General features: G+C 40.0%; 7 protein-coding genes and 2 pseudogenes. 4 read left to right on the top strand and 5 right to left on the bottom strand.

The features are described 5' to 3' along the window. The coding region (locus G337_RS27450; protein ID WP_211235851.1) for a transposase domain-containing protein at nucleotides 1-270 on the bottom strand (270 nt) is incomplete at its 3' end. A 152-nt stretch (nucleotides 271-422) separates the two neighbouring features. Beyond that, a complete protein-coding gene (locus tag G337_RS0125255) occupies nucleotides 423-1,241 on the bottom strand; it encodes an enoyl-CoA hydratase/isomerase family protein (RefSeq protein ID WP_028866307.1) in 819 nt (272 codons plus the stop codon). 159 nt (nucleotides 1,242-1,400) lie between these two features. On the opposite strand from G337_RS0125255, the pseudogene G337_RS27445 reads away from it, so the two are divergent. Further along, nucleotides 1,401-2,350: pseudogene (locus G337_RS27445) on the top strand (LysR family transcriptional regulator). Nucleotides 2,351-2,543: 193 nt separating this feature from the next. Beyond that, nucleotides 2,544-2,828 (top strand): hypothetical protein, encoded by a 285-nt coding sequence (locus G337_RS0125245; RefSeq protein WP_028866306.1) that lies wholly within the window; start codon nucleotides 2,544-2,546, stop codon nucleotides 2,826-2,828. Nucleotides 2,829-3,200: 372 nt separating this feature from the next. Here the strand turns inward: G337_RS0125245 and G337_RS0125240 are convergent, their stop codons facing one another. Both G337_RS0125240 and G337_RS0125235 read right to left on the bottom strand, forming a co-directional pair. Beyond that, nucleotides 3,201-3,905, bottom strand: a complete 705-nt coding sequence (locus G337_RS0125240) for a type 2 periplasmic-binding domain-containing protein (protein ID WP_028866305.1) — start codon at nucleotides 3,903-3,905, stop codon at nucleotides 3,201-3,203. Between the two features lie 162 nt (nucleotides 3,906-4,067). Further along, entirely contained in the window at nucleotides 4,068-4,874 is an 807-nt protein-coding gene (locus G337_RS0125235; RefSeq protein ID WP_028866304.1) for a hypothetical protein, read from the bottom strand. 261 nt (nucleotides 4,875-5,135) lie between these two features. On the opposite strand from G337_RS0125235, the pseudogene G337_RS29390 reads away from it, so the two are divergent. Then, nucleotides 5,136-5,717: pseudogene (locus G337_RS29390) on the top strand (DUF2703 domain-containing protein). A gap of 103 nt (nucleotides 5,718-5,820) precedes the next feature. Here the strand turns inward: G337_RS29390 and G337_RS0125225 are convergent. Continuing rightward, nucleotides 5,821-6,783 carry an integron integrase gene (locus G337_RS0125225; protein ID WP_028866303.1) on the bottom strand — a complete coding sequence of 321 codons (963 nt, stop codon included), beginning with the start codon at nucleotides 6,781-6,783 and terminating at the stop codon, nucleotides 5,821-5,823. Between the two features lie 243 nt (nucleotides 6,784-7,026). On the opposite strand from G337_RS0125225, the gene G337_RS0125220 reads away from it, so the two are divergent. Further along, the gene (locus G337_RS0125220; RefSeq protein WP_028866302.1) at nucleotides 7,027-7,431 is read left to right on the top strand and encodes a hypothetical protein; all 405 of its coding nucleotides are present in this window, start codon (nucleotides 7,027-7,029) and stop codon (nucleotides 7,429-7,431) included. Nucleotides 7,432-7,636: the final 205 nt, after the last annotated feature.

The following is a 7,636-nucleotide window of genomic DNA, read 5'->3' as shown; positions in this document are numbered from 1 at the left end:
AACATGGGAATACATTTCATCTGGATTGGTTTGCAGGGCAATATCCAAAGAACCACAAACTTCTTTAATAGAACGATTACGCATCAAGCCCATCATAATAATGAGCCACATAGCTTGCTCTGCGGGTAAGCGACGTCGTCGAATGCTGGCTTTTTGAGTGCTAAATAATGCTTCTTCGATCCATTTAGCATCAATAGCGGTCAATACGTTGTCATATGAATCTTTGTTTTCAAATGATTCATAAACTAATTCCATTTCTTGATTAAACAAAAAAAATCCCCAACCTTAAATAAGATTGAGGATTATGATCTATCTGCAAGATCGTTCAAGTTTTCTTAAACGATCGGCATTGTGTAATAATGCAGGGCTTTTTTTCAGGCTGTTTTTGTCCGAATCAACGACTACAGCCGTTGATTTACAAACTATATTTGATCGCTTAGTTCCGCTGCTGTATCAACAAATATTCCCTGAATGTCTTTCGCTTCCCGCTCTGTCTGTCCGCCGTGTTTTATAAATGCGCCGATGATAGTTTGAGTTTTCTGCTCTCTAGCACGTTCAAGAAAATATCTTAATTCAAGCTCTGCACCAGCTTGCTCGTCTTTAATGGAAGCCTGCACAATCTCTTTGTACATGACAATATCACGCAATTCCCAAATACTTACTACTGTCAGTAACTGTTCAAGAAAAGTGTCGATTTCGGCCTTAGGTACAAACTGGGTGATAATATTTAAAGACTCAGCTTGCTGTGCTGTATAGTCAGCGCCGCTTAGCAGTGCCTGCAGCGCCTTACTTCTGCCCATACGACGTGCAAACTGTACTGCTCCCTGGCCGCCTGTTGGAATATTAATAAACAGTTCCGGCTGCGCAAAAGCAGCATTCTCCGTGCCGTAGGCTAAATCACAGGCCATCACAAATTCATTACCGCCGCCGCGGGCCACACCGTCGACAAGCGCGATAGAAAGCTGTTTCATCGCTTTTATATTCGCGATCATATGGTTAAATTCAATTGATGCAGCTTGTCCTGCCGGGGTGCCGTTAATAACGTTCAGATCTAAATGCGCCAGAAAAAAATCATCGTGAAATGATTTAAAAACAACAGCTTTAATATCACGCTGCTCTTTTAATGAAAGAACAAATTGATTAACTTCATTAATCAGATCAATCGTTAAAATATTAACCGGGGGGTTATTAATTACAACCGTCGCGACGCCTGCACTTTTGCTGATAGTTAGTTTGTTCATTATCTTATTCCTTATCTATAAATTAGCTGCGTATCGAGCCGCTTCAACCTGTATCTGCTGTGCACCTCAACGTTATAAACACTCTATATCTCTATTACTCGTTAAAAAACTAAGTAATTTGAACTAAACTGGTGCCTAAATGGCAACAATGGAGGCTGTATGGATTTAGCCAGTCGATTATTATTATTGTTAGAAGTGACTGAACTAGGTTCATTCGCTAAAGTTTCAGAGCATAGAAATGTGAATCGTTCTGTTATTTCTAAACAGGTGAGTAAATTAGAAGATGAACTTGGTGTTCGTCTGTTAAATAGAACCACGCGTTCTTTATCCCTCACTGCAGCCGGTTCAGAGATGGTCTGTCAGGCACAAACTCGCGTGACCTGCTCAATGATACAAGAAGAGCCGCTGAAAATTATCATTCACAGCCGCGCGGTAAACTTAAAATTTCTAGTTCAACACTTTTCGGCCGGCAGTATGTGCAGCAGGCAGTATTGGAATTCCAGCGTAAATTTCCTGATGTTGAAGTTGAATTATTATTAGAAGACAGAATCGTTGATATGGTGGGAGAGGGCTACGATATAGGATTTCGTGTCGGTGAGCCGAAAAGCTCTAATCTGATCGCTAGTAAGATTGCACGAAACCGGCTGCTTATTGTTGCTTCTCCCGCTTTTCTTAAAAAATACGGGCAGCCGCAGACAGTGCAGGAGTTAGAAAAACTGCCCGCTGTCGTCTATTCATCTCCGGGACTTACTATCGATAAGATAAAGTATGTTGACAATAATAACCTTGATGCGGTTATACAGCTGCGTGCCGCCTATAAAGTTAACGAAGTTGAAATGCTTATCAGCAGCGCTTTATCGGGAAATATGTTTACCGTTACTACGGCGCAGATGATTGAGAATGAGATATTACAAGGAACACTTGTACCGATAATGACCCAGCTTAACTTAGCTGACTACGGTACTTTTTATGTGGTCTATCCGCACAGAAATCCGCCGATAAAAACCAGACTGTTTATTGATACTTTAAAATCTATTGTGGGTGACAAGGAACCGGTTTGGGAAAGACGTATTCCCGGGTTCAATAATATGTACGGTTATGCAGGTTAAGCTTATTTATGTGATAACTATTTGGTAAAAGAGGAAAAAAAGTCTAATGTTTATTTTGTTAGCTATGATTTTCGCCTCTTTGTGAGGCCTCAGAAAACTTTTTGTCAAATAGTATGTACGGGTTTCATATTGACTGCTGCAATATATGTAATATTACTAAATGCTTGCAGCAAAACTTAATTAAGGAGGCGTAATGTTCAATACTAATCCAATCTCACAAGGTGAAGCTGAAAGAGTTCAACAAGTTACCAAGGACCGTATTTGTAAAGAAATAAAGGTCAGCGAGTGCGGTTGTCATGTGCTTGAAGAGGAAACGCCTTTAGCAGCAAAGATGGATGATCTTGCAAAAATTATCGAAGGGCGCACTCTGCAGGAGTTAAAGGATCTTGAAGCAAAGGCTGATGAATTTGATGAAAAATTAGAATATGAAGCCTACGGGAATTTGATTGATATTGTCCATGCAGTTAGAAACGAATAGAGCATATTTAATTCGAGAACGATAAAGGCTCTCTTATTTCTGCAGCTGAAAACAGCTTTTATTTATATGGGCTGTTTTTTTCGGTTGGCAAAACAGATAGGGCACTTATATTTTTAGCTGTTATCAACAGGACTGACAATTCTCCGCTTATGTAAACCACAACGTGTAGGTATATTTGTGTTGTTGAGATATAACTGTGTCCAAGTAACTCCTTGGATGTTTCGTTTATAGAATAAACAGAAAAGAAACAAGTGAGTGAGATACCTGGCAGTGTAGAGAGTTAACCCTGTTGACAGAATCTGTGACTCAAATGCGCTAGCAGTGAGCTTCTATGGGTAACTAACATTTACTTTTCAACAATACCTACCAGGGCTAATCTTGATATTTTTGCAGCTCTTTGTCCTGATATGATCTAATAATACCTTTAGCTTCCATATCTTTAAGAACTTCTAAAAGCGGCGTCAATAAATGACCATTATTTCTATAAATGTAGTGATAGCCGAATATAGTTTCTAAAGGGGGGTCCAATGCGACCATCTCTTTATAACCCATATCCTTTATAACTTTTAGTATATTGATCCGCGAATCAATGACGATGTCGACCCTGTCTTCATGTAACATTTTTACGGCATTAAGCACTGATTTAGAAGGGATAAGATTTTTGCTGTCAACCTTGTATTCAACAATCTTAACACCACGATTGTAGCTGACAAGGTAAGAAGCCAAGCTATCCCAGCCGTTAATCGAAATTCCTTTCCCTGCTTTTGCGAAGGCCACCATATCAATCCTGGCAATTGCAACAGGCACTCTAATAAGATTTACAAATTCTTTTTCAATTGCTTTTATACGGAAAAGCTCTCCGTCTGAACCTCCGTAATTTGATGTTCTAAGTGAACGTTCTGCAGGTTGAGGCAATACCTTCATTGAAACACCAATTCGCTGATAGGCCTCCTGCATGATATTTATGGAGATATCGGTGGTGGGATCATCGCCGATAAAAGTGCTGATGCTGACCTCCTGGCTATGTGCATAACCAGATATCATTACTAATGACAATAATAGTGAAGGGAGTTTCATCAAGTCATTTCCAGCCTTTATCTACCTTTATACTAAATGCTTAACAAGTTGCACATACGATTAAAGTGTAGTTCAGTTTATTCTTAAAACTGTAAGCATTTGAGGTACGTACAACAAACTAGAGCTGGACACCTATGCCTTTTTGATGTGTTGAAACAGCTTTTATTTTATGGGCTGTTTTTGTACGTTTAAATCTAACAGATGCTGTACCTTTTCTGGTTCTTTATCTATCTGTTCGGCAGCTTGTTTATAGAGACTTCTTAAATATTTTTTAAGGTGTTTCATCGCCTGTTTATGCGGAATATTTTTTAGTTTACAAAATAATGCCAATGCAAACACTATTTTATCTTCAGTTAAGCTTGCGAGGCGGTTTGCTTGCGCATTATAGCAGCTGCCGCAGCCGCCACGGTAGGTATAAGCTGAATTGCACATCATCACGCCAAAGCCCATAAAGACTGCAAGTACCTCACTGCTTTCAACAAACAGGTTCGGACCGCCTGGCGGCAGCTGCTGTGACTGTGCTATCAGATGTTGCGCAAAGTGACTGGCAAAAGTGGCAGCAAGATCTTCCGGTTTACCTGTTTGATGTCTGTTGTAGGTTAATACTATAGGCTGAGGTGAAAATAACTTTGTCAGGTTATTGGTTTGCGAGTCGCGTTTTAGTGCGTCTGCAATATTATCTAGCACCATTAATTCAGCGCTTTGATTAGTATATTGATCCGGGTGTTGCAGCTGCAGAGGCCAATGTTGTAACCCCGCATATTTTACGCTGCATTCAAACACGGTTTGAGCTAAAGCTTTATGACTGTCTACCTGCCCTTTGAAATACTGGTCCGTTGGTTGAATTAACCGGCAGCGTTGAAAAAACTCGTCTTTATCAAAATAAGTGAGTGCCCAGTGAAAAGTATCAAAAATCCATTGGCTTTCGTCTTCATTTAGTAATGGTTTAGCTGCAAATAATGTGAACATACAGTTTCTTATTCTTGGGGGCTGGCAATGACAGCTGATAAGGCGATTATTGCTTCTATCTTACCTTTATGATGTCTGCCAGAAAAGAATATCATCATTCAAAGATTAAAAATTCGGGCTGTCAAACATTTTCTCCTGCTGACTTATCTGGAAAACTTCAATCAACAGATCTGTAGATCTAATACACGGTAGCTTGACGTTAAGTTTCAGTGCTATCTACAATTTGTGGATACCTTGTATAGATCTGACAGTGAGGCTGATATGAGCTCTAAAATTAAAAATAAAGGCCGCTGCTGCGGTGAGACTAAGCATGATTCTGCATGCTGCGGTTCTCAGAGTGCCGCAAGATCACTGAAGTATACGCAAGCGGAGAAAAGGCGTTTAGATATAGATTTCATGTATCTTGATTTAAGTGGCTGTACACGCTGCAAGGGGACGGATTCTAGTCTGCAGGAAGCGGTTGCTGAAGCAGGCAGGGTTCTTGAAACAACTGGCGTTCAAGTCGTTGTTCATAAGATTCACGTAAAAAGCGAGGCACAGGCTGCGGAGCTTGGATTTGTAGTATCTCCCACAATCCGGGTGAACGGCCGGGATATATAGATTAATTTTAAGGAAAGCAGCTGCGAATCTTGTGCTGCTCTGTGTGACTGCAAAGGCGGAGTATCATGTCGTGAGTGGGAATATCAGGGGCAATGGTATGCGTTTCCCCCTAAAGGATTAATCATAGAGGCTATTCTTAAGGAAGTACACGGGGAGGTCAAGGAAGAGCCGAAGGAGTTTCATCGACTTAAGCTGGTACCAGATAACCTGAAACGTTTTTTTGGCAGCCGCAGAAAATATTAAAAGCTTCGGCAGTCCTGTTTGCTACTTATTTTCAGCGGGTGAATCAGGTTAAACTGCAGGGGAGTTAGAGCTCAGTCTGCGGGTATTTTTTGTATTTGACGATTTATAAATCAGAAAGCGGGCTGCGTACACAATTAGCCCCTGCCTGTAATACATGTGTATAGATCTGCGTTGTACGAATATCACTATGCCCTAATTGTTCTTGAACGGTTCGGATATCTGCGCCGCGCTGCAGTAGATGAGTTGCAAAAGAGTGCCGTAAAGTGTGGCAGGTAACATGTTTAAAAATCTGCACTTTTTTAGCAGTGCTCCTAATACTTTTTTGCAAACTTGTCTCATTGATATGATGTCGCCTTAGATGATCAGATTCTGGATCTGTGCTTAACTGATTTGACGGGAACAGATAATGCCAGTTGAATTCTTTAGGCGCATTGGGATATTTTTGTGCTAAAGCATAGGGCAGCCAGACACCTTTATATTCTTTATTTTCAATATCCTGAAGATACAGAAGGTGTGCTTTTGCAATTTGATTTTTAAGTGGTTCAACTAATTCTGAGGCTAATGTGACGCGCCGATGCTTGCCTCCTTTACCGCTCCATATCTGTACAGACAGATAATCAAAATCAATATCCTGAATCCTTAACCTGACCGTTTCCATTAAACGCAGACCACTGCCGTACAGCAGTTTACAAGGCAAAGCTGTTGAGCTGGGCAGGTTACGAAGCAGTAAGGCGGTTTCCGCAACCGTAAGAACAATGGGGAGTTTAGGCTGAGCCGTGGTGCGGTTAAAATTCAGTTCAAGGGTTAACGGCCTGTCCAGAATCTCTTTATATAAAAAGACCAGAGCATTCAGTGCTAATGCCTGAGTGTTTGGTGCGACGCCGCGTTTATTGGCAAGGTAGGATAAAAACTGCTCAACTTCTGTGTTGTGACATTTTATCGGGTGCTGCTGATGATGATAATTGATAAACGCTTTTATCCAGTAAATATAATTTTCAATGGTCCGTTTTGCATAACGTTTTAATCTCATCATTTCAGTAACCGAATTTAAAAATGGTGACGGCATATTATTTCTCCAATCTGAAAAAAAACACTGTTTGCGCATACAGTGTAGGTCATGTTCCGTGTTTCCACCGTAAATACGGAACTTTTCCGCCTTTCTACAATAGATAAATCCTATTACAAAATATAAGTGTTTGATAAACAGCATCAAGAAATGTAAGCTTTGTTTTTATTATAAATTTTTGATGGGCGCCTTTCTTGTGGAAACACGGAAGTTTTCCGTCTAATAAGATGTTAGGCATTTAGAATGTTATATATATTAAATAAATTATTAGATTTGATTGCTCCCGCTGGCAAAGGTGAGCTCCTTGTTGAAGATGAGGTGTCTAGCGATACATTTGAAGGTTTTATTAGTTCTGTATCTAGAAATTTCAAGTTTATAAACTCTATTGATGGGGTATATAAATTTAGAGTGAAAGGTGATTTCTTTTCTGATTTTGAAGCAAGGAAAATTGTAAAAGGTAACGACGCAAATCCAAACCACTATATCAATAATGGTTTTAACTTAGAGGTTAGTCATATTGAAAAAGGGTTTATTTCCCTTAAAGGCGAAGAGAGAATTATTCTTGGTTATCTTGAAACAAAAGCTTTCGGTGAGGCTATTAAAATTAATCTCGAGAATATAGTTTCTTGTAATCTACACAATGCCTAACAAGTTGCTCCACTCGGACTCGATACAGTTGTCGCGGTTTTTGCTCAAAACCAAAAGCGGCAAAAACAGCACCAACTTACTCGCCGGTGAGCAAGGCGTTAGTAAGCCGTTCAATTTGATTGGCTTCGCGGTTTTTAAGTAAGTAGTTTTGAAACCGGAACGTACGGTGAAATACTCGTAAATAGTAGTGTTTATTGAGTTTTTG

This window comes from Psychromonas aquimarina ATCC BAA-1526, from assembly GCF_000428725.1.
In the GTDB taxonomy this organism is placed as follows: domain Bacteria; phylum Pseudomonadota; class Gammaproteobacteria; order Enterobacterales; family Psychromonadaceae; genus Psychromonas; species Psychromonas aquimarina.
Note: the sequence above shows the minus strand (reverse complement) of the source record. Positions and strands in the feature narration are given on the sequence as shown.